Below are 375 nucleotides of genomic sequence, written 5' to 3'. Positions count from 1 at the left end.
GCGACAGTGTGACGGCGCGGGATTACCTCTGGAACGCAGACGGCGAAGTCGGCGGCATTAATGACAAACTGCGCGGTTGCCTGGTGTTCAGCTATGACCGCAGCGGCTGGCTGACCAGTCGCACGGGGCAGATGTACGACCATGACCATTATTATTACGATAAAGCGGGCAACCTGCTGACGGATGAGTACCAGAGTGCGGTGATGGATAACCGCCTGCCGGGCTATGGGCGTGACCGTTACCGTTATAACGAATGGGGCGAACTGTCAGAGCGGCGCGGGCAGCAACTGGAGTGGAACGCGCAGGGCCAGTTAACGCGGGTTATCAGCAGCAACAGCGAGACGCGGTATCAGTATGACGCGCTGGGCCGGCGCA

1 protein-coding gene is annotated in these 375 nt (G+C 60.0%); it reads left to right on the top strand.

The genetic code is table 11. From position 1 onward, the window contains the following. Positions 1 to 375, top strand: a 375-nt coding sequence (locus tag NNO04_RS22640) for a hypothetical protein (protein ID WP_442870769.1), incomplete at both ends; no start/stop codon positions are given.

The organism is Citrobacter sp. Awk 4, from assembly GCF_028069725.1.
In the GTDB taxonomy this organism is placed as follows: domain Bacteria; phylum Pseudomonadota; class Gammaproteobacteria; order Enterobacterales; family Enterobacteriaceae; genus Citrobacter_D.
The sequence above is the reverse complement of the archived record's forward strand: the minus strand, read 5'-3'. Positions and strand labels throughout refer to the sequence as shown.